Annotated in this window: 21 protein-coding genes; 4 read left to right on the top strand and 17 right to left on the bottom strand. The window is 60.7% G+C overall.

All coding sequences use genetic code 11. The annotated features are described in order from the left end of the window. Nucleotides 1-147 precede the first annotated feature (147 nt). Entirely contained in the window at nucleotides 148-1,020 is an 873-nt protein-coding gene (locus tag AX760_RS25265; RefSeq protein ID WP_071835776.1) for an ATP-binding protein, read from the top strand. Between the two features lie 93 nt (nucleotides 1,021-1,113). Here AX760_RS25265 and AX760_RS25270 read toward each other — a convergent pair whose 3' ends face one another. The 15 genes from AX760_RS25270 to AX760_RS25340 form a co-directional block, all read right to left on the bottom strand. Next, on the bottom strand, nucleotides 1,114-2,661 hold the full coding sequence (locus tag AX760_RS25270; RefSeq protein WP_071835777.1) for a LysM peptidoglycan-binding domain-containing M23 family metallopeptidase: 1,548 nt from the start codon (nucleotides 2,659-2,661) through the stop codon (nucleotides 1,114-1,116). Between the two features lie 191 nt (nucleotides 2,662-2,852). Further along, nucleotides 2,853-3,509: a biotin biosynthesis protein BioC gene (locus tag AX760_RS25275; protein ID WP_071835778.1), complete on the bottom strand. Its 657-nt coding sequence runs from the start codon at nucleotides 3,507-3,509 to the stop codon at nucleotides 2,853-2,855. Between the two features lie 293 nt (nucleotides 3,510-3,802). Further along, the gene (locus AX760_RS25280) at nucleotides 3,803-4,456 is read right to left on the bottom strand and encodes a protein-L-isoaspartate(D-aspartate) O-methyltransferase (RefSeq protein ID WP_071835779.1); all 654 of its coding nucleotides are present in this window, start codon (nucleotides 4,454-4,456) and stop codon (nucleotides 3,803-3,805) included. After that, on the bottom strand, nucleotides 4,453-5,223 hold the full coding sequence (gene surE / locus AX760_RS25285; RefSeq protein WP_071835780.1) for a 5'/3'-nucleotidase SurE: 771 nt from the start codon (nucleotides 5,221-5,223) through the stop codon (nucleotides 4,453-4,455). The genes AX760_RS25280 and surE overlap by 4 nt, the downstream gene beginning before the upstream one ends. 25 nt (nucleotides 5,224-5,248) lie before the next feature. Beyond that, the gene (serS, locus tag AX760_RS25290; RefSeq protein ID WP_071835781.1) at nucleotides 5,249-6,532 is read right to left on the bottom strand and encodes a serine--tRNA ligase; all 1,284 of its coding nucleotides are present in this window, start codon (nucleotides 6,530-6,532) and stop codon (nucleotides 5,249-5,251) included. Between the two features lie 53 nt (nucleotides 6,533-6,585). Beyond that, the gene (tatC, locus tag AX760_RS25295; protein ID WP_071835782.1) at nucleotides 6,586-7,404 is read right to left on the bottom strand and encodes a twin-arginine translocase subunit TatC; all 819 of its coding nucleotides are present in this window, start codon (nucleotides 7,402-7,404) and stop codon (nucleotides 6,586-6,588) included. Further along, the gene (gene tatB / locus AX760_RS25300) at nucleotides 7,401-8,069 is read right to left on the bottom strand and encodes a Sec-independent protein translocase protein TatB (protein WP_071835783.1); all 669 of its coding nucleotides are present in this window, start codon (nucleotides 8,067-8,069) and stop codon (nucleotides 7,401-7,403) included. Before tatB ends, tatC begins: the two co-directional genes overlap by 4 nt. Nucleotides 8,070-8,140: 71 nt before the next feature. After that, complete coding sequence (locus tag AX760_RS25305) at nucleotides 8,141-8,347, bottom strand: twin-arginine translocase TatA/TatE family subunit (RefSeq protein WP_071835784.1); 207 nt, start codon at nucleotides 8,345-8,347, stop codon at nucleotides 8,141-8,143. 41 nt (nucleotides 8,348-8,388) lie between these two features. Next, a complete protein-coding gene (locus tag AX760_RS25310; protein WP_071835785.1) occupies nucleotides 8,389-9,492 on the bottom strand; it encodes an ABC transporter ATP-binding protein in 1,104 nt (367 codons plus the stop codon). Nucleotides 9,493-9,567: 75 nt separating this feature from the next. After that, on the bottom strand, nucleotides 9,568-10,266 hold the full coding sequence (scpB, locus tag AX760_RS25315; RefSeq protein WP_071835875.1) for an SMC-Scp complex subunit ScpB: 699 nt from the start codon (nucleotides 10,264-10,266) through the stop codon (nucleotides 9,568-9,570). Between the two features lie 22 nt (nucleotides 10,267-10,288). Beyond that, nucleotides 10,289-11,107 (bottom strand): segregation and condensation protein A, encoded by an 819-nt coding sequence (locus AX760_RS25320; protein WP_087149359.1) that lies wholly within the window; start codon nucleotides 11,105-11,107, stop codon nucleotides 10,289-10,291. Nucleotides 11,108-11,201: 94 nt separating this feature from the next. Then, nucleotides 11,202-12,218, bottom strand: coding sequence for a beta-N-acetylhexosaminidase (nagZ, locus tag AX760_RS25325; protein WP_071835787.1), 1,017 nt, complete (start codon nucleotides 12,216-12,218; stop codon nucleotides 11,202-11,204). A gap of 132 nt (nucleotides 12,219-12,350) precedes the next feature. Continuing rightward, nucleotides 12,351-15,476 (bottom strand): SPOR domain-containing protein, encoded by a 3,126-nt coding sequence (locus tag AX760_RS25330; RefSeq protein ID WP_175552136.1) that lies wholly within the window; start codon nucleotides 15,474-15,476, stop codon nucleotides 12,351-12,353. A 109-nt stretch (nucleotides 15,477-15,585) separates the two neighbouring features. Further along, complete coding sequence (gene argS, locus AX760_RS25335) at nucleotides 15,586-17,346, bottom strand: arginine--tRNA ligase (protein WP_071835877.1); 1,761 nt, start codon at nucleotides 17,344-17,346, stop codon at nucleotides 15,586-15,588. 90 nt (nucleotides 17,347-17,436) lie between these two features. After that, complete coding sequence (locus AX760_RS25340) at nucleotides 17,437-18,654, bottom strand: deoxyguanosinetriphosphate triphosphohydrolase (RefSeq protein WP_071835788.1); 1,218 nt, start codon at nucleotides 18,652-18,654, stop codon at nucleotides 17,437-17,439. Nucleotides 18,655-18,858: 204 nt separating this feature from the next. On the opposite strand from AX760_RS25340, the gene erpA reads away from it, so the two are divergent. Then, the gene (gene erpA / locus AX760_RS25345) at nucleotides 18,859-19,191 is read left to right on the top strand and encodes an iron-sulfur cluster insertion protein ErpA (RefSeq protein ID WP_071835789.1); all 333 of its coding nucleotides are present in this window, start codon (nucleotides 18,859-18,861) and stop codon (nucleotides 19,189-19,191) included. Between the two features lie 24 nt (nucleotides 19,192-19,215). Here erpA and AX760_RS25350 read toward each other — a convergent pair whose 3' ends face one another. Continuing rightward, nucleotides 19,216-20,676, bottom strand: coding sequence for a phospholipase D-like domain-containing protein (locus AX760_RS25350; protein ID WP_071835790.1), 1,461 nt, complete (start codon nucleotides 20,674-20,676; stop codon nucleotides 19,216-19,218). A 287-nt stretch (nucleotides 20,677-20,963) separates the two neighbouring features. Between AX760_RS25350 and xth the strand changes: the two genes are divergently transcribed. Then, on the top strand, nucleotides 20,964-21,749 hold the full coding sequence (gene xth / locus AX760_RS25355) for an exodeoxyribonuclease III (RefSeq protein WP_071835791.1): 786 nt from the start codon (nucleotides 20,964-20,966) through the stop codon (nucleotides 21,747-21,749). A gap of 20 nt (nucleotides 21,750-21,769) precedes the next feature. Here the strand turns inward: xth and exoR are convergent, their stop codons facing one another. After that, nucleotides 21,770-22,576: an exopolysaccharide production regulator ExoR gene (gene exoR / locus AX760_RS25360; RefSeq protein WP_071835792.1), complete on the bottom strand. Its 807-nt coding sequence runs from the start codon at nucleotides 22,574-22,576 to the stop codon at nucleotides 21,770-21,772. On the opposite strand from exoR, the gene AX760_RS26945 reads away from it, so the two are divergent. Further along, nucleotides 22,552-22,872, top strand: coding sequence for a hypothetical protein (locus AX760_RS26945; protein ID WP_139276143.1), 321 nt, complete (start codon nucleotides 22,552-22,554; stop codon nucleotides 22,870-22,872). The genes exoR and AX760_RS26945 overlap by 25 nt on opposite strands. Nucleotides 22,873-22,915 lie beyond the last annotated feature (43 nt).

A 22,915-nucleotide genomic window follows, 5' to 3' on the forward strand; every position in this document is an offset into this window, starting at 1 on the left:
CCGGATCGGTTCTTCTGCCTCTTACACCAAATCTCCTGCCATAGAAGTCTTTTCTGGCCTGTTGCCAGCCTTTTCCCTTGGGAACGGCCATGCTACCGCACAGCTGCGGGCGACCGTCAGAGCCCGTGCCATGCCAAGGAACAGCCCATGCAGGAATCCAAGATCGACATCCTCATTGCCGAAATGCAGAAACTGTCCAGCGCCATCGAGCGGATGGCCGGCCCGGCCCCTGTCGTCAACGACTGGGACGCTGCCGAATGCTTCGTCTGGTCGCCCCAGCGCCAGCACCTGCAACCCGTCGCGCACCCGAACCGGGTCGAACTCGACCTGATCCGCAGCGTCGATCATGTGCGCGACATTCTTTTCGACAACACACTGCGGTTTGCCAAGGGGTATCCGGCCAACAACGTGCTTCTCTGGGGCGCGCGCGGCATGGGAAAGTCTTCCCTCGTCAAGGCCGTCCACGCCCGGGTCAGCAGGGACAGCGGCGTTGCCGTGAAGCTGGTCGAGGTTCACCGCGAGGATATTGCGACACTGCCGCTTCTGATGGAGATCCTGAAATCGGCGCCCGCCCCCATCATCGTTTTCTGCGACGACCTGTCCTTCGACCATGACGACACGTCCTACAAGTCACTGAAGGCGGTGCTGGATGGCGGCATCGAGGGGCGTCCCGGCAATGTCCTGCTCTATGCAACCTCCAACCGGCGTCATCTCCTGCCGCGCGACATGATGGAGAACGAGCAGTCAACCGCCATCAACCCATCGGAAGCGGTCGAGGAAAAAGTCTCGCTGTCGGATCGATTCGGGCTGTGGCTGGGGTTCTACAAATGCAGCCAGGCCGACTATCTGTCGATGATCGACAGCTATGCCCGCCATTTCGAGCTGGAAACCGATGTAGCCGCCCTGCATGCCGACGCGCTGGAATGGAGCACCACCCGTGGCGCGCGGTCCGGCCGCGTCGCCTGGCAGTTCATCCAGGATCTGGCTGGCCGCAAGCAGAAGCACATCGACACGAATTGAGACGCAAAAAAGTCCCGGCGGAACCGGGACTTTGACTTTCCTTCCGGCGACCAAACCGATCGCCCTTCGCAGATTACTCCAGGAAGGAGCAGGCTATTCCAGGAAGGTTGCAGGATTGACGGCGGTGGCGTTCTTGCGCACTTCGAAGTGCACCTGCGGCTGCGCTGCCGTGCCGCTCATGCCGGAGGCTGCAAGGGTCTGGCCACGCTGGATCTTCTGGCCACGCTGGACCTTCAGTTCCGAGGCATTGCCGTAGACCGTGACCGTGCCATCGTCGTGGCGGACCAGAACTGCGTTGCCGAGTTCCTTGAGGCTGCTGCCGGAGTAGATGACAACACCGTTTTCGGCGGCCTTGATCGGCGTGCCCTCGGGAACCGAAATGTTGATACCGTCATTGCGGTTGCCGTCAACATTGGCGCCGTAACCCGCGATAACCGCGCCGCGCACCGGCCAGCGATATTTGCTGATCCCGGTCGCCTTGGGTGATTCTTCCGTGACATCTCCCTTCGAGGCAACTTCCGTCACCGTCTGCTTGGCCACTGGCGGCTTGTATTCCGCCGGCTGGTTTTCCGTCTTGTTTGTCACCTTGTTGGTCTGGGCCTTCTGTGACGGAACCGACGCCGTTACAACCTGATCGGGCGCAGATGTCGAAGCACCCGGGATCTTCAGCTGCTGGCCGATACGGATGGCGGCCGTCGTCAGCCCGTTGGCGCGTTTCAGTTCCTCGACCGGGACATTGTTGAGCTTGGCGATCCGGTTGAGCGAATCGCCTGCCTTGACCGTGTAGGTCCCCTTGCCACCGCCCTCGCCGGGTGTTCCGAGCTTGCCGGATGCCAGATCGGTCTTGGCATTGGCCTTGTCACGTGACTGCGACTGACCAGGCAGGATCGCCACATCGCGATTGTCGGACTGGCCGGGCGTCTTCTTCTTGCCATCGATATCCAGAGCGGCCGTCTCGGTGGCCGCGGCCTTCGCCGCACTGCCGCCGACGCCGAAGGTCGGGATCAGAATGCGCTGGCCTGGCTCGGCATCCGACGCAGACGTCATACCATTGGCCTTGAGGATTTCCTTCTCCGGCACACCAAAGCGCTTGGACAGCGTTGCCACCGTATCACCCTGGCGCATCAGCACCGCCGGTGCATTTGCCGTCGACCAGCCACCCTTGTTGGTACCTGTCGTCACCGGGTCAGGAATCGTTTTCTGCGTGGCAGCACTGGCTGTTTCACGGGCAGTCGGAAATGCCTGCTCCAGCGGCTTTTCCTCAGCCCGCGCCGTCGGCGTCGCAAGGGCTGTGCGCTGGACGTTCATCGGGGTCGCCGCCGCACGTGCCTGGGAAACCGGCGTCGAAGCGGTGTTGACGTTATCGTAGGATGGATCCGGGAAAGGCTGGCTCATTGCCTGATCCCGCGAATTGCCGCCGCCATCCGGCATTGCCGCCATCTGGCCACCCTGCAGGTCGCCGGCCGGAATCGGAATGCTGTTGGATGGAATGGAGTTGGTGGTGATGCCGTCGGACTTGGAGAACAAGCCTCCGAAGCGCGTCGCATCCGAGCTGCAACCTGTTGCAGCGCTGGCCAGCAGAACCGCCACAAAGAGACGGACAGCTGATTTTCCTACACTCGGCGATACTCTAAGACGCATGACGCTAAACCTACTTGGGACGCAACTCACTGTAGGATGATTAGAACGCATTAGAGTTACCGCGCGGTTAAAACCGGCGAGTCAGGTCGTGCTTTTTGAGAGATTGATAACCATGATCGATGTTGCCGCGCATACACCGAAAGGCCCGGTCAGCTGGGGCTGGCGCAAGCAATGCGTTTTCGCCGGCAGCCTCAGAACGTTTCCTGGTAGAATCTTTCGATCTCGGAAATGTCGGCACGAACCTGAGAAACATCCTCGTAACTGATGTTTGCCGTATCCCATCCGAACATGTCTCCGGACACGCCGAAAACCGCGACTTCAGCCTCGGCCGTCTCGGTATCCGCCTTGTTTTCATCCAGCAGGACGCTCACCAGCGTCTGGAACGGCATTTCGCTGTCCGTGCCTGTTTCATCGCTGTATTCCTGCGAGCGCAGGCCTGCAAGGGCGACATCACGGGTGCCGAAATACCGCAGGCTGTTCTGGTCTTCCAGACGCAGGGTGTCGTAATACTCGATGAAGGCGCGGTAATAGGCCTTGTGGTCACCGCTTTCGCCGAATTTCCCGAAAGCCTGATATTCGCGGGCGGCGAGTTGCGGCGAGAGCTTGTTGCTCCACTCTTCCTGCGTCAGCGATGGCTGTTTTTCCGGCACGCGGCGCGTCTTGCTCAGGAACAGCAGGGCTTCTGCCGAAAGCGACACGCGCATGGCCGGATCGTAGCCGCCGGCATAGGGAGATTGTGTGCTCTTGTCTTCGCGGCCGGCGCTCGGCCCCTGTACGACAGCGCGTCCGGCAAGATTGCTCAAGCTGTCGCCGGTGGCCGCTCCAGTCAGTCTGCTTTCGATCTGCATTTGCCGTCTCCGCCGCCATATGGCTTCGTTTTCGAGCTGACAAACGTGGCTTCAAATCAAGGGCCAGCTCAATGTAGGATTTGTTCCTACATATTCGCTTATGCCTCGAGGCTTGCGCGAGGCTGACCAGCGTTAACTGAAAATTAACGATTTGATTTCGCGACAGAAAATCCGGCATGGCTGGAGAACATGGCGAAATGGCACGCTGCAGTGCAGCATAAATCGGGCATCAGAATCAGCGTTGCACCATGGGAATGGGGAAATTCGGTCGAAAACTTGCGCGACCACCGACACTAAAGGAAGGATGCAACCTGCGGCACGATCGGCAGGTACGGCGCCGTGAAAAGGTCTTCGCGATCAAAACGGCTTCCGGTGCGGGTGAGCCGCACGATCCGACACTCCGTTTCGCTGGTCATGATCGGGACGATCAGGATGCCGCCGGAGACGAGGTGATCCGAATAGATGCGCGGCAGGGCAGTGAACGCGGTCGTCACCAGGATGCGGTCAAAGGTCCCCTCGCCGGCCAGTCCAACGCTGCCATCCGCCTGGCGCACGATGACATTGCGGATCGCCGATTTTTCCAGGTTCTTCTGGGCATTGACGACAAGCGTCTTGTAGCGGTCGATGGTCATGACGCGCTCGGCGATCCGGCCCATGACTGCCGCTGTAAAGCCGCTGCCGGTGCCGACCTCGAGAATCCGCTGCCCGGGCTTGACCGCCAGGCAATGCAAAAGCCGCACGGCAAAGTCGAACCCTTCCATGAAGGCGCCGCAGTCAAGCGGAATGAGGCGTTGCGAATAGGCGTCGTTCTCATAGGGGGACGGTGCAAACAGCGTGCGCGGCGTCAGTTCGACAGCGTTCAACAGCTCCTTGCTGGTAATGCCCTCTGCCCGCAGACGCAGAACGAGCGCTGCAAATCCTTCCTGCTCGTTCTGTCGGGCGTTCAATCGTCATCTCCGTCGAGCAGCGCGCGGGCAACACGATCTTGAACCGCGTAATCCGTCAGGTCGAGCTTCAGCGGCGTCACGGAAATCTTGTGTTCGCGGATGGCATGGATGTCCGTGCCGGCGCGGAAATCGCCAAAGCGCTCGCCGAAGCGCAGCCAGTAATAGGGATGGCCGCGACCATCCGAACGTTCATCGATGGTCAGGCCGAAATCGAGTTTGCCCTGGGACGTCACCTCGGTGCCGGTCACCGCGGTCGCCGCGCAATTGGGGAAATTCAGGTTCAGGAACGTGCCATCGGGCAGGTCAAGCCGCATCAGCCTTTTCAGGAGCTGCGGTGCATGCGTTTCCACCACCTCCCAGGGCACGGGGCTACCGGATGCGTGGCTGAATGCCTGGCTGAGCGCAAACGAGCGAACGCCCTGCAGCGTGCCTTCGATCGCACCGGCAATCGTCCCGGAATAGGTGACGTCGTCGGCCATGTTGGACCCGATATTGACACCCGACAGGATGAGATCCGGCTTGACGTCCAGCACCTTGCGGACGGCCATGATCACGCAATCCGTCGGCGTTCCGCGCAGGGCGAAGTGTTTTTCGGAAATCTGGCGCAAGCGCAAAGGTTCCGACAAGCTCAGAGAATGGGCAAGCCCACTCTGGTCGGTTTCCGGCGCCACCACCCAGACATCGTCCGAGATCGTGCGCGCGATGCGTTCCAGCACAGCCAGCCCCTCGGCATGAATGCCGTCGTCATTCGTCAGTAGAATCCGCATTGCTTCCCCCGCCGGCCGGAAGGTCTCAGCCGGCTTTCTCGATTTTCGTCAGTCCGCCCATATAGGGCAAAAGCACGTCCGGAACAGTGATCGAACCATCTTCGTTCAGATAGTTCTCAATGACCGCAATCAATGTACGGCCAACCGCAGTGCCCGAACCGTTCAGCGTGTGGACGAATTTCAGCGCCTTGTCGTCCTTGACGCGGTAACGCGCATTCATGCGCCTTCCCTGGAAGTCGCCGCAGACCGAGCAGGAGGAGATCTCGCGGAAACTGTCCTGCCCCGGCAGCCAGACCTCCAGATCATAGGTCTTGCGGGCTCCAAACCCCATGTCGCCGGTGCACAGCGTCATGACGCGATAGTGCAACCCGAGGCGCTTCAACACAGCCTCGGCGCAGGCAGTCATCCGCTCATGCTCGTCGATCGAACTTTCGGCATCGGTGATCGACACCAGCTCGACCTTGTTGAACTGGTGCTGGCGCAGCATACCGCGTGTATCGCGACCGGCAGAGCCAGCCTCCGAGCGGAAACACGGCGTCAACGCCGTGAACCGCAGCGGCAGCTTTTCGGCTTCGAGAATCTGCTCGCGGACCATGTTGGTCAGCGGTACCTCGGCGGTCGGGATCAACCAGCGGTCGTCGGTCGTGCGGAAAAGATCCTCGGCAAACTTCGGCAGCTGGCCGGTGCCATACATCGCATCGTCGCGCACCATCAGCGGCGGCTGGACCTCGAGGTAACCGTGTTCCGTCGTGTGCAGATCGAGCATGAACTGGCCGAGCGCCCGCTCCATGCGCGCCAGCTGTCCCTTGACGATGGTAAAGCGCGAGCCGGCAATTTTCGCGGCGCCTTCGAAATCGAGCCAGCCAAGCGCTTCGCCGATTTCGAAATGTTCCTTGGGCGTGTGGTTCCAGCCGGGCTTCTGGCCGTGGACCAGCTTGACGACATTGCCGCTTTCGTCGCGACCAACGGGCACGTCCTCCAGCGGGATGTTGGGAATGCGTGACAGCGCATCGGCCAGTTCGGCGTCCGCCTTGCGGCTGTCGTCCTCGACGGTGGTCATCGCAGTCTTGAGCTCGGCGACTTCCGCCTTCAGGCTTTCGGCCAGCGCGCCATCCTTGGCGGCCATCGCAGCACCGATCTCCTTGGAGGCCGCATTGCGGCGCGACTGCATGTCCTGCAAGGCCTGCACCAGCGAACGGCGACGCTCGTCGAGGGCTATGAGCGATGCAGCCAGCGGTTCGGCGCTGCGCTTTGCAAGGGCGGCATCAAGTGCCTCGGCATTGTCGCGAATCCATCGGATATCAAGCATGTTCGTTCCAGCGTTGGTTTCAGAGCGCCGCCGGCCGAAGCAATGCCGGTCAATCAGCCGGCATTTTTTTCCGCATCGGCCGCTTCGCGAGCCAGCGTGTCGCGGGCCCGCTGACGCTCAATGAGTCGGGCGGTATAGATGGAAATCTCGTAGAGAAGGATGGCCGGCAGGGCAAGACCGATCTGGGAGATCGGATCCGGCGGTGTCAGGATTGCCGCCGCGACAAAGGCGATGACGATCGCATATTTGCGCTTTTCCTTGAGACCTTCCGAGGTGACGAACCCTACCCTGGCGAGCAGCGTTGTAATCACCGGCAGCTGGAACACCAGGCCGAAGGCGAAGATCAGCGACATGATCAGGCTCAGATATTCGGAGACCTTCGGCAGGAGCTGGATCGAGACCTGCCCATCACCGCCATCCTGCTGCATGGCGAGGAAGAACCACATGACCATGGGGGTGAAAAAGAAATAGACGAGGCAGCCGCCCAGAATGAACAGAAGCGGCGAGGCAATCAGGAACGGCAGGAAAGCTGCGCGCTCGTTCTTGTAGAGACCGGGTGCCACAAACTTGTAGACCTGCGCGGCAATCATCGGAAAGGCGATGACCAGCGCGCTGAACATCGCCACCTTGACCTGCGTGAAGAAGAACTCCTGCGGCGCGGTATAGATCAGCTCGACGGATTTATCGGCAAGACCAGCCCAGTCGACGGCCCATTTGAAGGGCTGAACGAGAATATTGAAGATGCCCTTGGCGAAATAGAAGCAGACGAGGAAAGCCACAAAAAACGCACCAACCGCCCACATAAGGCGGGCGCGAAGCTCGATCAGATGCGCCATCAGGGGCTGCGGCTTGTCTTCGATTTCGCCGCTCATGCGTCACCCTTGCTCTTGGTCTTGACCGCAGCCTTGCGGACTTTCGGCTTTTCGTCTGCAACAACAACAGTATCCGCCGTTTTGACTGCGGCTTTCGTTGTCCTTGGCGTTTTGACGACGACAGGTTCGATCGGAAGCACCGGCGCCGCTACAGTCTTTGCCTTGGAAACACGTTTTGGCGTTTCGACGGCGGCCTCAGCCTCTGCAGCGCGTGTCGACTGGCGTGTCGCCGACGCGATTGCTGCGGCAGCGACGGTATCAGCAACAGGAGCCGATGCTGCAGTCTCGACGACAGGTTCCGGTGATGGCTCGCCCGCAACGGCGGACGGCTCAGTCGCCGCCACAACCGGCTTGGCCGGTGTGCTGGTCGCCCTCTGCAGGTCGGATTTTATGTCGTTGCCCATCTGGCGAAGCGGGTTCATGGCTTCGCGAAGGCTGTGCGCAGGGTTGAGCTTCTGCGCATCGCTCAGCGTTTTGCGGACATCGTCGAGATCCGCCTCCTTCAGGGCCTCGTCAAACTGCTGGCGAAAATCCGATGCGACGCCCCGGAACTTCGTCATCATCTTGCCGAATGTGCGGAGCATCGGCGGCAGGTCTTTCGGACCCACCACCACGATCAGAATGATGGCGATAACGACAAGTTCGGTCCAGCCGATATCAAGCATGCTCTAAGCCCCAAAAAATCGAAGATAGGCCTCGGCTGCTCACGACAAACATCCCGCGCCCCGACGCGCCATCAGCGGACTTCGTCTGACTTGTGCTCGACCGTCTTGCCGTCAACGCCCTTTTCGGCCGAAGCAGCTTCGTCGTCTGTCATGCCCTTCTTGAAGCTCTTGATGCCCTTGGCAACATCGCCCATCAATTCCGGGATCTTGCCGCGGCCGAACAGCAGCAGAACGACGACCAGAACAATCAGCCAATGCCAGATACTAAAAGAACCCATGTCCTAACTCCCTTGAAGCTCGTTACCCCGATGTAAGATGTTCATTCATCTTTTTCAAACAGCAATATATCTCGCTCGTTAACGGAAAGCGTAACGTCACGCAATCCTTGCGGCAAGAGATCAGCGCGGATCCGGGCGCGGACAGGCAGATCGCTGCCCGGAACGGCAAGGCTGAGCAGTTCAACGACCCCCAGAAATCGCCGCGCCAGGATGCGTGCCGGCAGATCGCCGCCGGTTTCGGCCACCATGACCTGCGAAAGCCTGACAACAGCAGAGAGCGGCCGTCCATCCGGATATTTACCGGCGGGCACCGTACCCAGCGGCGTTTCGACGCGCCCGCCGCTCGCAACCGCCGCAAACTCGTTGATCTCCGAAAAGAAGCCTGCGGCGAACAGATTGCGCGGTTCGCGATACAACGTATCGGCGGTGCCCACCTGCACAAGACGACCATCCTTCAGCAGGGCGATCCTGTCGGCCATGCGCATCGCCTCTTCAGCATCATGGGTGACGACTATGGCCGTTGCACGGCTTTCCCGCAGGATCGCAAGCGTATCGGCGCGAATTGTATCCTTGAGCCGTGAATCGAGGCCGGAAAACGGCTCGTCCATCAGGAGCACGGCTGGACGCGGTGCCAAAGCGCGGGCGAGTGCAACCCGCTGCTGCTCGCCGCCGGACAGGACATGCGGGTATTGATCAGCATAGTGCGACAACCCGACACGCTCCAGGGCCAGATCAGCCTCGGCGACGGCCTGGTTTTTCGGCAGCGCTGTCAGCCCGAAACGGACATTGTCGCGGATCGTCATATGCGGGAACAGCGCGAAATCTTGAAACATCAGGCCGACGCCGCGTCGTTCCGGCGGCACGAACACGGAAGGGCCGGATATTTCGCGATCGTTCAGCATCAGGCGGCCGGATTTCTGCGCCTCGATGCCGGCGGCGATCCGCAGAAGCGTTGTCTTGCCCGAACCGGAGGGGCCGAGAAGACAGAGAACCTCGCCGGCTTCCGCGGTCAGCGTGATGCCCTTGATGGTTTCCTTCTCATGATAGCAGTGATGAATATCCTCGAACACGAGACGCGCCGCGAATGTCACGCCTGCGGTCCGCCGTGCCTTGGTCACCGGGGAACCTTGCAGATCAGAAGTCATGCCAGCGGCTATCCTTGAACACCGTCACTCATCGAAAGGGCGCACCATCAAAGACGACGGCGGCGCTCAGGATTTCTATTCGGCCTCTTCGCCCCTTGGTGTCAAGAGGCCGAGCTCCTCGAGATCCAGTTGCGTGATCGGATCCTCGTCCTCATCCAGACCATCGTCGCCGAGTGGAATAGGGATCTGGAAGTTCGACGGGACGCGGCCGGCAAGCAGCCCTGCGCCCTTCAACTCCTCCATGCCGGGAAGATCGCGGATATCCTCAAGCCCGAAATGATCGAGGAAATCCCGCGTGGTGCCGATCGTCACCGGACGGCCTGGCGTGCGGCGGCGGCCCCGAAACCGCACCCAGCCGGCCTCCATCAGCACGTCCAGCGTGCCGCGCGATGTCTGGACGCCGCGAATATCCTCGATCTCGGCGCGGGTGACAGGCTGGTGATAGGCAATGATCGCCAGCACCTCGAGTGCGGCCCGTGAGAGCTTCTTGACCTCGTTCTCGTCGGTCTGCACCACGAAGGAAAGATCGGCAGCCGTGCGGAACGCCCAGTGAGCTTCGATCTGCAAAAGATTGACACCACGGCCGGCATAGGCTGCCTTCAGCCGCGGCAGGATGCGGGCGAGGTCCGTACCCTTCGGCAGGCGCTGCGCCATGTAGGCCTCGGAGACCGGCTGCGCCGAGGCGAAGATCAGGGCCTCGACGATGCGCTCGGCTTCCGACTCCAGCCGTGCGTCCTTTTCGGCCTGCGGCCGTTCTGTCGTCTCCTCTGCCATACCGGGCAGATCGTCCTGCGTATCAACCACGCGCCGCCTCCAGTTCCGCAAGCGTTTCGGCGCTCATCGGATTCGGCCCCTGACGCAGATAGATCGGTGCAAACGCGCCATCCTGGCGCATTTCCAGCCTGCCTTCGCGCACCATTTCCAGCGACGCTGCAAACGAACTGGCGATGGCCGTGGCCCGTTCCTTCGGGCTTGTCATGTAGCGCAGCAGGAAATGATCGAGCGCCGTCCAGTCGACCATGTCGCCGAGCAGGCGGGCAAGGATCAGGCGGGCATCGGACAGCGACCAGACTGTGCGTTTTTCGATGGTGACCTGCATCACGGCCTGCCGTTGCCGCAGCGACGCATAGGCCGACAGGAGATCATAGAGGGAGGCGTCATAGCCCGACTGTTTTTCGACGGGAATATGCTCCGGCGCGCCGCGCGCGAAAACGTCCCGGCCCAGCCGGTTGCGATTGATCAGCCGGGTTGCGGCTTCGCGCATAGCCTCGAGCCGCTTGAGGCGAAAGGCCAGCGACGACGCCATTTCCTCGCCCGAGGGGCCTTCGTCCTTGGGCTGCTGCGGGATCAAGAGGCGCGATTTCAGGAAGGCGAGCCAGGCCGCCATGACCAGATAATCGGCTGCAAGCTCGATGCGGATAGTGCGGGCGCGTTCAATGAAGGCGATGTACTGCTCGGCCAGCGCCAGAACGGAAATCCGCGACAGGTCGACTTTCTGGGTCCGGGCAAGATGCAGAAGCAGGTCGAGCGGCCCCTCGAAGCCGGCGATATCGATCACCAGCGCTTCCTCATGCAGCGCCCGATCGCCACTCTCGTCGTGCCACAGCTGTTCCATGGGCGCGCGGGCGGACGGTTTTTTCGGCGTTTCACTGTTGCTGTTCACGAAATCCCTGCCCCGCTGTCCACACTCAACTTCCAGGCGTCAAGCTTCAGGAAATGGCCAGCATCCCGCTGAATTCTTCGCGCAGGGCCGCCTCGTCGGAGGCATCGGCTGGCGCAAACGCGGCGCGGACCGCCTCGGCGCGCCGCAAGCCATCGCCCCCCATGACCGGCGCCACGCGCGCCACAGCCAGCATTTCCTCCATGATACCATGACAATGCAGGATCATGTCGAGACCGGCTGCGACAATCCCCCTTGCCCTCGTCTCGATGTCACCTTGCAGCGCATTCATCGAAACGTCGTCCGACATCAGCAGGCCATCGAAACCGATATAACCCCGAATGATCTCGCGCACCACCTTTTCGGATGTGGTTGCCGGGCTGACAGGATCAATGGCCGGATAGACGACATGGGCCGACATGGCCATGGCCTCGTCCTTCATCGCGACAAACGGCACGAAGTCGCTGGCCTTGAGAGCGTCGAGCGAGACGTCGACGATCGGGAGATTGTGATGCGAATCGGCAAAGGCGCGGCCATGGCCCGGCATGTGCTTCATGATCGGCAGCATGCCGCCGGCCTTCAGCCCATCCGCAGCGGCTTTGCCGATCGCGGCCACCGCTTGCGGATCATAGCCATAGGCCCGGTTGCCGATGACGTCATGGCTGCCCTCGACGGGCACGTCGAGCACCGGCAGGCAATCGACGGTGATGCCGAGCCGCAGGAGGTCGAAGGCGTGAAGGCGCGACATCAGCCAGGCCGCACGCAGCCCCTGCGCCGGGTCTCTTCGGTAGATTTCGCCTATCGCCGCGCCGGTCGGATAGCTGGCGACCAGCGGCGGACGGATGCGCTGGACACGGCCGCCTTCCTGGTCGATCAGAACAGGCGCGTCCGGATCATCGATGCTGTCGCGCAGCGACGCCACGAGATCGGTAATCTGTGCCGTTTCGCCGATGTTGCGGCCAAACAGGATAAAGCCCCAGGGGCGTTCACCGGCGAAGAAGGCCTTTTCTTCATCGGTGAGCACGAGGCCCTTGCAGCCGGAGATAAATGCTTTTGATTCGCTCATAGCCGAATCATAGTGACTGCAGCGACCGACGCGAATGGTTTGGCATCGGCTTTCGGGCTCATTCACAGCTATTGCGCACGAAAAAAGGCGCGAGCCTGAGCCGCGCCTCATTCAACACCGTCGATCGCGTGATTATCGCGTCACAAGGCAACTGCCGCCGGCGCTCTTGTAGCGCGAGCACAGCGCATTGGCTTCGTCGCGCGAACCAGCCGGGATGCGGACACGGTAATACGTCCCCTTGCCGGCAATTTCAGCCTTGCGGATATCCGAACCCCGACCACCGATGACCGATGCAAACTTGCCCGACAAGTTTGTGTAGGAACGCTGCGCCTCGGCTTCCGATGGCAGGGACGCAATCTGGATCACATAGCTGCCAGCCGGAACGCTGGCCGTCTGGACCGGTGTCGTCTCGGCAGCGGCAACCGTTGTCGTTGCAGCCGGGGCCGGCTGGACATTGCCCTGATCCGTGACCGTTCCGACCACGTTGACCGGCTGTTCGGCCGGCCGTGTCTGCGGAACCGGTGCCTGTTCGCTGACCGTCGTGGTTCTGACGGTGCGGACCGGTGCTGTTTCATCAACCGTCGCGCTTGCAGCTTCCGCCAGTGCACTCTGTTCCGTTGCCGGCTGTTCCTGCGGCCGAAGATCCGTCAGCGGTGCAGCCGCCGTTTCAAGCTCTGTCTGCGCAGGCACAACAGTCGTCTTCACCGTATTGACCTGCGGGTCCACACCATTGGCCGAGACAGGCGTTTCGTTCGACGCCAGTTCGGTTACAGGTTCGGCAACAGGATCTTCGCGCGCTACCAGCGTGCCGTCCGGCTTGACGATCATCGTGCGAACCTTGCGCGGCGAAACTGCCGTTGCGCGATCTTCGTCGTCTGCCCTTGCCTGCAGTTCTTCACCATCCGGCAAAAGGCGCGCACTGTCATCGCCGTCGATCGGCGTGATATCGGCGCCGTCGAACTCGTCACGGCCTTCGAGCGGTAGGCTCTCGGGCGTCAGCGTCCGCTGGACGACGTCGATCGGCTCCTCGGTCGAGGAAACGAGCGTGCCCTGCTGCAGCGTCTCTGCCGGGGCGCCGGCAACGCGGTCGTAGACGGCCTTGTCCTGATTGGGAACGGTCTTGCCGCCCTTCTCGACGGGCACCATCTTGACCGGAGACTTGTCAGCGAGAATGATCTTTGGATCGGAACTGTTGAGGCTCGTGCCGTCGCCGCCCATCCAGGCATAGGCACCAACGCCACCCAGAATGAGCAAACCACCGACTGCGGCCGCCATCAGGCCGGTTCGCCGTCCACTCGCGCTGCGGTCCGCCACCTGGAAATCATCAGCCCCGTAATCGCCGCCGACCGCCAGGCGATCATTGACCGGATCGCTGTCCTGACGCTGGTTGATCGAGCGCCGGAAATCCTCTTCCATCGCCTTTTCGAACTCGTCGAATTCCGTGTCGGCGCGAACGTTGCTCGGCTGTGCCGCAGCATGCGTGACCGCAAGCGAATGGGCAGCGGCGGCAAAGACCTGGCTGTCCTGGCGATCTTCCGGCCGCACGGCAGACTTGCCCGCTCCATTTCCGAAAAGCTGGGCAATTTCGGCATCGATATCAAGATCATAGTCCGGCTGGTAAGCGCCCGGCTTTTCCTGCTCGACAACCGGCAGATGCGGGACTTCCAGATCAGAGATCGCCGTCACGCTTTCTTCCGTTTCCGAAATCATCGACGGATCGAACGGCAGAACAAAATCGGCGACATCGTCGCTCTCGTAGGGTGCGTCTTGCGTTTCAACGACCGGGGTTGCCGACAGAGCAACCGGCTCCTGGAACACGGGATCGTTTGTGATGGCCGGCTCGCCAGTCGAAAAAGACGCGGTCTCCATGACGAATTCAGCAGGATCCAGATCGAGATCGATGTCGGACAGATCGATTTCAAAATTATCCAGATCGAAATCCGGTTCCGGCTCGCTCTGAACCGGTTGGGCTGCAGTTGTGACGACCGCAGGCTCGAAGCCTTCAGGCGGCAGGTCCGTTGCATCATTGGGCGCGGAAGCGACAATGGTGGGTGCTACGGCCAATGGGACCGGCGCAACGGCCAAGGGCGTCGCAAAGGCCTTCTGCGAGGAGGCACCGCTGGACGACGCGGTCGGCGTAGCGCGGCTGAAGGTCGGCGTGAACGGATAGTTGTTCTTGCGGACCGTTTCCGGCTGGCTCACGCTCACAGGCAAGGCCAAGGCGGCGGCTTTTGCAGCCACCGGGAAGCGCTCGATATCCGCGAGAAGGGCATCCATGCTGTTGGCGTCATGCACCACCGCTGGCGCCTCAACCACAGCTTTTGTCCCATCCCAATGCTCCATGGAAAACGGATGCGCGGTCGGTTCTTCGGGCGCGGCAGGCTGTTCCTCCACGTCCGCCGCAACACCAACATCCTGCTGTTGGTGAATGGCGTCGAATGCGGGCTCAGGCGGCTGTGTGTCGTGCTGTTCAACAGACGGCGGATCGAGCGGCGCATCGTCCCAGACGGTGCTTTGCACAGGCAGCGTCCCGACCGGTTCGACCGCAACGTCGTCATAGCCGATCGACATCTCAAGCTCCCGCTCGAGATCCATGGCCAGAAAATCGCCATCGTCCGCGAGAACCTCTTCGGATTCCGGCTCCGGTACCCAACTGTCTACGACTGGCGCCGGTTCCGGGGCAGTTATGGCAAGGCCTGCTTGTTCGACGCCCTGATCAACGAGAAGACCCTCGGGCGAATCGTTGATTTCGGCAACAGGCTCTTCGTTAAAGAGCGCCGGCTCCACGGTCTCGGCGACATGCTCAACCTGCTCATAAACAGGGATCTGATCGTCAACGGTGGGTTGCTCGTAAACGGGGAGCTGATCGTCGAGCGCGCGGAATTCGGATGCGGCAGGGGCCGCGTCTGTGGGCTCGAAACTGTCTTCAGCGCCGGCCTCGGAGACCGTGATCTCATCCGACGACGCCCTATCGAACACAGGTTCATCGACAGGCGCCAGCGCGGGCGCCTGTTCGACGTCGTTCCGGGGCTCGAGCGACGGCGTGTCGTCGACGCTGAACCGCGATGGCTCCGCTTCGACAGAGGCTGGCGCGTCATAGAGTTCGAACTCGCGGGACAGTTCGTCCTCGAGATCGAACACGGGTTCGCGCCGAACCAGACGCTGCTGCTTTTCGATTTCCTGCAACTGCTGAACCGCCGGGCGACTGTCATAGCCAACAATGCGGGCGAGTTCGCTCAGCGGATCATCATCCGCCAAGATGTCGAAATCTCCAGTCCCGCTTCGTGCGAAATGTTTGTCTGCCATGCGCTCCACTCACAATACTAGCCAGTTCCTGCCAGTGCATTGTGGGTAAATGGTGACAATACTATCGCATTTCATCCGGTGCATCGGTCCCTGTAATCGACAGGCCCGATCTCAAAACGGAGGCGACAGCACGCACCAGTCCAAGCCTGGCAATGGTCAATTCTCTGTTTTTATCGTTAACAAACCGTAATTGTGGAGAATCTTTACCTTTATTCCAGTGTCCATGGAAGGCACTTGCCAGATCATAGAGGTAAAAAGCGATCCTGTGCGGCTCCTGAGCAAGGGCTGCGGCCTCAATGACGCGCGGATATTCTGCAAGCTTGGCGACCAGTTGCAGCTCGTTCGGGTCGTCGATGTGGCCCGCGACAGAAGCGGCAAAGTCTATCGATTCGGGATCAAAGCCCGGGAAAGCCTCCCTGGCCTGGCGGAAAATCGACATGCAGCGTGCATGGGCATACTGCACATAAAACACCGGATTGTCCTTCGACTGCTCCGTGACCTTGGCGAAGTCGAAGTCCAGTGGCTCTGAATTCTTGCGGTAGATCATCATGAACCGGACGGAATCGCGACCGACCTCATCGACCACTTCGCGCAGCGTCACGAAATCGCCAGAGCGTTTCGACATCTTGACGGGCTCACCCTCGCGAAAGAGCTTGACGAGCTGGCACAGCAGCACGGTGAGCTTCGACGTTCCGCCGGATACCGCACGCGCGACAGCCTCGAGGCGCTTGACATAGCCGCCGTGATCGGCGCCCAGCACATAGATCATCTCGCTGAAGCCGCGATCGTACTTGTCCTTGAAATAGGCAACGTCGGCGGCAAAATAGGTATAGGTGCCGTCCGACTTGATCAGGGGGCGATCGATGTCATCACCGACCTCGGTGGAGCGAAACAGCGTCTGCTCACGGTCTTCCCAGTCTTCCAGCACCTGGCCCTTGGGCGGCGGCAGCGCGCCCTTGTAGACATGCCCCTTGAAGGTCAGGTCGTTGATCGCGTTGCGGATCGGGCCCGCACCATTGGCGTGCAGCGTCCGCTCGGAATAGAAGACGTCATGGATGACGTTGAGCGCCGCCAGGTCTTCGCGGATCATCGCCATCATCGCATCGATGGCGCGGTCCTTGACCAGCGGCAACCACGATTCTTCCGGCATCAGCCGGAGGCTGGAGCCGAATTCGGCGACCAGCGCGACACCCACAGGCACGAGATAATCGCCCGGATAAAGGCCTGGCGGAATTTCGCCGATCTCATCGCCAAGCGCCTCGCGGTAGCGCAGGAATGCGGAGCGGGCCAGGACATCGATCTGCGACCCGGCATCGTTGATGTAATATTCCTTGGTGACGGCATAGCCGGCAAAGGCGAGGAGGTTGGCCAGCGTGTCGCCGACGACGGCGCCACGGCAATGGCCGACATGCATCGGGCCGGTCGGATTGGCCGAGACGTATTCGACATTGACCTTGCGACCGGCGCCGGTCTGGCTGCGGCCATAGTCCTCCCCGGAGGCGATCATCACCGCCAGCAGCCTCTGCCAGTAGGCGACGGACAGCCGGACGTTGATGAAGCCCGGACCGGCGACCGTGACGTCGATTACATCAGGTTCGTCCTTGAGCTTGGCAACGATGAGATCGGCCAGCGCCCGCGGATTTGTGCCAAGCGGCTTGGCCAGAACCATGGCGGCATTGGTGGCGACATCGCCGTGGCTGGCATCGCGCGGCGGCTCGACGCTGACACGGTCAAAATCTATGCTGGAACGATTTTGACGAATGATATCAATCGTTTCCAATATCTTCTTAATTCTTGCATCAAAGTCCGTGAAAAGATTCATGTCATCCATCCGCTCTTTTCCGGCCGGAACCGGAAATCCGCGTCAATTGTCCAAAAGGCCGCTGCGCGCAGGCGCGCGTCCGGCGGGTGACTAGCGCAATTCCGGTGTATGGTCAAACAATCGCCTGTGGGTTGCGATCGCATAGGTATCGGTCATCCCGGCCAGGTAATCGCCGACATGGCGCGCCTTTGCCGGTTCGGCCATGCCGGCGATCTGATCGATCCAGTAGTGCTTCTGCATCTGCAGCGGATCCGACATGAAAGCCCTGTAGAGATCGACGACGATCGACGCTGCCCCCTCGCGCACCCGCATCACATCGGGGTGACGGTAGATACGCTTCATCAGCATGGCCTTGATGTCGCGATCAGTGACGAACATCTGATCGGAAAAAGTCGCGATTGCCTGTCCGGCCTGGCGCACGTCGACCACACTTTCGGGCCGAACCTGCTTCAGCCGTGTCTGGGCCACGGTAATCACGTCCTCGACCATGGCCGTGATCTGCCGACGCATGATCTCATGGGTGAAGCGGCCGCTTTCGAGATTGGGATATCGATCCCGGACCTCACGCATCAATCCGGCCAGAAACGGGATCTCCTCCAGCATGTCGAAGGTCAGGTAGCCGGACCGCAACCCGTCGTCGATGTCATGGGTGTTGTAGGCGATATCGTCGGCAATCGCCGCAACCTGCGCCTCGAGGCTGGCAAAGCTTCCAATCTCCAGATCATGCAGGGCGCAGTAGTCGAGGATCGGCTGCGGTACGGGGCCGTGCGCGCCCTGCCCGCCCTTTCCCATCAGCGGGCCATTGTGCTTAACTAGGCCCTCGAGGCTTTCCCATGTCAGGTTGAGCCCGTCGAATTCGGCATAACGGCGTTCGAGCTTGGTGACGATGCGCAGCGACTGGGCATTGTGATCGAAGCCGCCATAGGGCTTCAGCATCTCGTGCAGCGCGTCTTCGCCGGTATGACCAAACGGCGTGTGGCCAAAATCATGGACGAGCGCCACGCCCTCGGCCAGATCCTCATCAAGTTTCAAGGCCCGGGCGAGTGCACGCGCGATCTGCGCCACTTCGATCGTATGCGTCAGGCGCGTGCGATAATGATCACCATCGGCGGCAATGAAAACCTGCGTCTTGTGCTTCAGACGGCGAAAGGCTGTGGTGTGGACGATACGGTCGCGGTCCCGCTGAAAATCCGATCGGGTCGCGCTCGACGTCTCCGGATAGAGGCGTCCACGGCTGTTCCACGGATCGGAGGCGAAAATCGCGCGATCACCGGAGCCGAAACCTAGCGCATGTCTGTCCAAAGTCATTTCCCACCTTGCATCCCATTGACGGTGCCTTAAAGCGTTCATACCTATAGTGTGATTTGCAGGAAAGCGGTGAACAGCGCAGCCTTTCTGACAATCGAAAAGCGGCTTTTCCGATGGTTTCGTCGAAAAACACCGGTTTTCTTGTAAAATACAGCGAAAACGCACCCCAATCTCTCCGGGTCTTGACCCCGGCTGGAGGTCCAAATGACAACAGACACAGTCACACTTTCCGATTCGGCGGCCAAGCGCATTGCCGCGATTCTCAAGACCGATGCCGACAAGAAGGCCATGCGCGTCTCCGTCGAAGGGGGCGGCTGCTCGGGCTTTTCCTACAAGTTCGATCTTGTCGATGGTCAGCAAGACGATGATTTGATCCTGGAAAAGGGTGAGGCGAAGGTGCTGATCGACAGCCTGTCGCTCGTCTATATGGGCGGCTCGGAGATCGATTTCGTCGACAACCTGCTCGGCCAGTCCTTCCAGATCAAGAACCCCAACGCCGTCGCCAGTTGCGGCTGCGGAACCAGTTTCTCGGTCTGACGCGCAGCGCCTCTTGGCCATCGTTTACAGATAGGGCGATCCCAGCCAGAAGATCTTGTTGATCAGCCTTTTCAGGAAGGACTGGGCGCGCAGATCCGCGAGCGTGACCGGCTTTGCCGTTGACCGGATCGCGTCGATGCGCTCGCCAAGTCCTTCCGCGAAAGCCGTATCCAGAATCTCGATATCGATCTCGAAATTCAGGCGCAGAGAGCGCGGATCGAGATTGGACGAACCAACAAAACTCCAGCGTTCATCCACCGTCAAAAGCTTCGAGTGATTGAACGCGCCGTCAGACCGCCAGATGCGGCAATGGCCATTCAGCAACTGGTCGAACTGTGCCGTCATGGCCCGATCGACGATCTTGAGGTTGTTGACGGACGGCACGATGATATCGACTTCCACGCCGCGCATCGCCGCGGTGACCAGCGCGCTGATCAGTTCGCGATCCGGCAGGAAATAGGGCGACATGATGCGGATCGATTTGCGGGCAATCGAGAAGGCGCCGACCAGCATCCTGTGATTGGCTTCGTTTGTCTTGTCCGGCCCCGTTGGCACGACGCGCATGAGGACGGAGGACTTGCGGCTTTCGCTCGGTGCAACGACCTGCCAGGCCGGGCCATCCAGCATCTCGCGCGATACGAACTGCCAGTCTTCGGACGCCACCTGGAAGAGATCGGCGACGGCCGGACCGGAGAGCTTGAAATGGGTATCGCGCGCCCGGGTGGGTCCGGCAACGTCCTGCGTGAAGCCGGCGCGGATATTCATGCCACCGGTAAAGGCCGTGGCACCATCGACAATAAGGATCTTGCGGTGGGTCCGCAGGTTCGCATAGGGCAACCGAAGGCCCATGATGATATTGCCGTTGAAGACGTTTACGGGCACGCTGCCGTCCTTGAGATAACCGACAATGCTCGGAACCGAGTAACGGGCGCCGACGGCATCGATCAGAACACGGACCTCGACGCCCCGTTTGACGGCGGCGATCAGCGCATCGGCAAAACGCAAGCCGATCGGGTCGCGATCGAAAATGTAGGTTTCGAGAAGAATGCTGCGTCTGGCCTCGCCGATGGCGCGCAGCATGGCAGTATAGGCGGTGTCGCCGCCTTCAAGCATGGTGACGCTGTTGCCGGCGCTCATCCGGTGACGGCTGACGCGGTCGCCCAGCATTTTCATGGAGGCAAAGCGCTGACCGAACCGGTCGGACACCATGGCGCCGGAGACATCGAAACGGCCGAACTGGTCAAAACCACGGTCCCGCAGAAGCGAGCGCTGCAGGCCGATTGACGAACGCCGCATGCGGTTGATGCCTGCGACGCCGTAGATCAGCGCCCCCAGCACCGGCGACAGCACGATGATGCCGACCCAGCCAATGGCCGAACGCACGTCTTCCTTGGTCATCGTGGCGTGGACGGCGGCCACCACGCCCAGCAAGAACGACAGCGCCACGAAAATATGCGGCCAATAGCCCATGAACACTTCAACCATGATAGGAGTATAGGGGTGCCGGGACCGGAATCAAACCGCATGACGTCGCCATGGCCTGCTTTCACCGACACTATCACGGGGATGATCGCCACGCTTGCCCGGGCATAAATTGTCAAAGGCGCAGGGCGATGCTACTGCATGATGCCTTGAATCGTCATCGATTTGAGGTTGCCATTCCGGATCAGATTGCAGGTGCGACAGCGGCCCTTGCCTTTCATGCCTGACGCGCTGCGCTGCTCACATAGGCAGACGGGCCGAAACCGCCCACACGAGGGACGTCGACACAGATGAAGATAGCCACCTGGAACATCAATGGCGTCAAGGCCCGCATCGATACCCTGCTTGCCTGGCTGAAGGAATCGAACCCGGATGTCGTCTGCCTCCAGGAGATCAAATCGGTCGACGAGGGATTTCTCAGGGCCGATATCGAGGCCATGGGCTATCATGTCGAAACCCATGGGCAGAAGGGCTTCAATGGCGTGGCGATCCTGTCAAAGATCCGCCCGGACGAAATCAACCGCGGCCTGCCGGGGGACGAGACCGACCTTCAGTCTCGGTTCATAGAGGCGGTGTTTTCGGTTCGCGGCGGCGTGGTGCGGGTCTGCTCGCTCTATTTGCCCAACGGCAACCCGGTCGATACCGAGAAATACCCCTACAAGCTGTCCTGGATGGAGCGCCTGCACGCCTTTGCCGAGAGCCGACTGGCGCTCGAGGAGCCGCTGATCCTCGCCGGCGACTACAACGTCATCCCGCAGCCACATGATTGCTGGGACGTCAAAGTCTGGCAGAACGACGCCCTCTATCTGCCGCAGACACGGCAGGCCTACCGGCGGCTGAACAACCTCGGTTTCACCGATGCAATCCGCGCCACTTCGGATGGACAGGACTATACGTTCTGGGACTATCAGGCCGGGTGCTGGCCAAAAAACTTCGGCATTCGCATCGATCACCTGATGCTGTCGCCGGAGGCCGCGGACAGGCTTGTCTCAACCGGTATCGAAAAACACGTGCGGGGCTGGGAAAAACCATCAGACCACGTTCCTGTCGCCGCAGAATTTGCGTTCGCCGTCTAAGACGGCGCACCGCAGCAGCATCAGTCGCTATCGCCGTCGAGATGGATATTGCGGGACATGTCGATTGCAACGCGGCGATCGTCTTCATTGGCCAGCGAGAAAGCCTGCTCCTGCATCGACTGCAGCCAGGGGCGATCCTTCGGGTTGCACTGGTCGAGCGCCGCCGTCATATAGGCAAGGCCCCGCGCCGTCTGGCCTTCCTGGAAGATGACATCGCCGAACACACCCATGGCGCCAGCATGGCCGTTCTTGCGGGCGCGGTTGAGCCATTTCTTGGCCTGCTGCACGTTGACGCTGCCGCCATCGCCCGACAAAAGCATGCGGGCCAGCTGGAATTGTGCTTCCGCGACGCCAAAGGTCGAGGCGGCCTGGAAATAAAGCTGGCGCGCCTGATTGAGATCGGTACGGATCGGACTGTTCGGGATTCCGCGACGATAGTAATTGGCAAGAGAAATCAGCGCATTGGCGAAGTATCCGGTGTCTTCCGACCCCGGCTCGACGCCCTGCCGGGCAATTTCGCTATAGATCTTGAAGGCTTCCAGATCATCTTCTGCAACACCGTCGCCATAGGCATACATATTGGCCAATGCCCAGCGGGAGCCGGTATGGCCTTTTTCAGCCGCATAACGATAGGCCTCGACGGCCTCTTCCTTGCGGCCATTCTTGTAGGCGGAAAATCCGAACTTGAAGAGGGCGAACGGCCCGGACTCCTTGTTGACCCCGGCATTCGGATCAAATGCCGTCGCGACGTGCGCAGTGCCGGTGCCAAGCACCAGCGAGACCCCGAGCAGGGCAACCTTCAGTGACCTATATCCACCTGTCAGCATGGCAGTCTGTTTCTTCCATTCCGCTCGATCGGCCCGGCAACCCTATGGTCGCCGATCAGCCGCACTATCCTGTTCCGTCCGTCCAGCGTTTGCCAAAGCGCCGCACCATAAAAATTCCGGGATACAGCACCCCGGCCCGCATGGCGCCCCGCATGGCGCAAAGCGTAGGGTGCCATTTCGGCAAGACTGCGGCTTCCGGCAAGCAAAGCCCCGCCAAGGCGTGCACCACCTCTCCCGGACAACTGGAAAACGTCATCCGAGACGGCTGTAACGCCATGTATAGCGAGATTTTCTAAAGAATCGCGATCCGTCATTTCACCCCAAACGCTGCATGCTCTG

The organism is Pararhizobium antarcticum (genome assembly GCF_001885585.1).
Lineage (GTDB): Bacteria > Pseudomonadota > Alphaproteobacteria > Rhizobiales > Rhizobiaceae > Pararhizobium > Pararhizobium antarcticum.

Coding starts and splice junctions, on each gene's coding strand:
- AX760_RS25265 (WP_071835776.1), top strand. CDS start 148: ATGCAGGAATCCAAGATCGACATCCTCATTGCCGAAATGCAGAAACTG.
- AX760_RS25270 (WP_071835777.1), bottom strand. CDS start 2,661: ATGCGTCTTAGAGTATCGCCGAGTGTAGGAAAATCAGCTGTCCGTCTC.
- AX760_RS25275 (WP_071835778.1), bottom strand. CDS start 3,509: ATGCAGATCGAAAGCAGACTGACTGGAGCGGCCACCGGCGACAGCTTG.
- surE (WP_071835780.1), bottom strand. CDS start 5,223: ATGCGGATTCTACTGACGAATGACGACGGCATTCATGCCGAGGGGCTG.
- serS (WP_071835781.1), bottom strand. CDS start 6,532: ATGCTTGATATCCGATGGATTCGCGACAATGCCGAGGCACTTGATGCC.
- tatC (WP_071835782.1), bottom strand. CDS start 7,404: ATGAGCGGCGAAATCGAAGACAAGCCGCAGCCCCTGATGGCGCATCTG.
- tatB (WP_071835783.1), bottom strand. CDS start 8,069: ATGCTTGATATCGGCTGGACCGAACTTGTCGTTATCGCCATCATTCTG.
- AX760_RS25305 (WP_071835784.1), bottom strand. CDS start 8,347: ATGGGTTCTTTTAGTATCTGGCATTGGCTGATTGTTCTGGTCGTCGTT.
- AX760_RS25310 (WP_071835785.1), bottom strand. CDS start 9,492: ATGACTTCTGATCTGCAAGGTTCCCCGGTGACCAAGGCACGGCGGACC.
- scpB (WP_071835875.1), bottom strand. CDS start 10,266: ATGGCAGAGGAGACGACAGAACGGCCGCAGGCCGAAAAGGACGCACGG.
- AX760_RS25320 (WP_087149359.1), bottom strand. CDS start 11,107: ATGGAACAGCTGTGGCACGACGAGAGTGGCGATCGGGCGCTGCATGAG.
- nagZ (WP_071835787.1), bottom strand. CDS start 12,218: ATGAGCGAATCAAAAGCATTTATCTCCGGCTGCAAGGGCCTCGTGCTC.
- argS (WP_071835877.1), bottom strand. CDS start 17,346: ATGAATCTTTTCACGGACTTTGATGCAAGAATTAAGAAGATATTGGAA.
- AX760_RS25340 (WP_071835788.1), bottom strand. CDS start 18,654: ATGACTTTGGACAGACATGCGCTAGGTTTCGGCTCCGGTGATCGCGCG.
- erpA (WP_071835789.1), top strand. CDS start 18,859: ATGACAACAGACACAGTCACACTTTCCGATTCGGCGGCCAAGCGCATT.
- AX760_RS25350 (WP_071835790.1), bottom strand. CDS start 20,676: ATGGTTGAAGTGTTCATGGGCTATTGGCCGCATATTTTCGTGGCGCTG.
- xth (WP_071835791.1), top strand. CDS start 20,964: ATGAAGATAGCCACCTGGAACATCAATGGCGTCAAGGCCCGCATCGAT.
- exoR (WP_071835792.1), bottom strand. CDS start 22,576: ATGCTGACAGGTGGATATAGGTCACTGAAGGTTGCCCTGCTCGGGGTC.